The following is a 1,160-nucleotide window of genomic DNA, read 5'->3' on the forward strand; positions in this document are numbered from 1 at the left end:
ACAAAATTCTTGACACTCCCCACTAGTCTAGTTATTAAAATAGTAGTTGTGTTAGATTTAATGGATTCTTATTTAAATAAAAGATTCTTCTTTTATTGTACTAATAATTGATAGACTGAATAAATTTACTAAGAGATTTATAAAATTTTATATTACCCGCTAGCATTTTTAATTTTGACTCACAAATGACTCACATTCACCTTAATCCCATTAAATTAAGTGAAATTCATAAATGGTTAATCCCTGTCATCATAAGGTTTCTTCAAATCTGTTGAATCACCTAAAACCCTGTAAATAAAAGAAAGGCGATGGCTGTGGTGATGTCCCGATGTATTGCGATTGATTGGTACCGTGAATCACCCGTCTTCGTCCGGGTTGGCATAGCGATGACGATGATAAGGGCGTAATTAAAGTGGTGATGACCGGAAATTCTAGTGATACGGAAGGTTGGCATAAACACACCGGCAACAAGCGTCATAGGGATTACCTGGCGAAAAGGATGAAAGATAACGAAGATCCCTTGAAAATCGTGATTGTGCGGGACATGTGGCTCACTGGTTTTGACGTACCGTCGATGCACACGATGTACATCGATAAACCGATGAAAGGCCATAACCTGATGCAGGCGATTGCTCGGGTCAACCGCGTATTCATCGATAAACCCGGAGGCCTGGTTGTTGACTACATCGGATTTGCAGACAATTTGAAAGAGGCACTGAAGCAATACACGGAAGATGATAAGAAAATGCCGGTGTAGATACAGCCTTGGCAGTAGAAATCATGCAGGAGAAGTATGAGCTGTTGAAGGAGATGCTACACGGTCATGATTATCAGAAGTTCTATTCAGAAAAACAGACCGAGCGCATGCAGGCGATTGTAGAAACGGTCGATGTGGTGCTGGCCATGCAGGAAGAACGGAAGAAAGATTTTCTGCGACTGGTTACGGAACTGTCAAAAGCGTATGCCCTTTGTGCAACAACAGAAGAAGCACAGGAAATGAATGAAGAAGTAGGCTTTTTCAAATCCGTGAAGTCGGTTGTCGTGAAGCTATTGCCGGAGGAAAAGCAGAAGAAAACGGCGGCTCAAATAGATGCACATATTAACCAATTGATTTCGAAATCTATCATTTCGGAAGAAGTGGTGTATTTGGCAAGTAAAAA

Annotated in this window: 1 pseudogene; it reads left to right on the forward strand. The window is 40.9% G+C overall.

Annotated elements, in window-relative coordinates:
* Positions 1–302: 302 nt before the first annotated feature.
* Positions 303–1,160, forward strand: a pseudogene (locus J416_RS15570) (type I restriction enzyme endonuclease domain-containing protein); the annotation flags it as partial.

Source organism: Gracilibacillus halophilus YIM-C55.5 (genome assembly GCF_000359605.1).
Lineage (GTDB): Bacteria > Bacillota > Bacilli > Bacillales > Amphibacillaceae > Gracilibacillus > Gracilibacillus halophilus.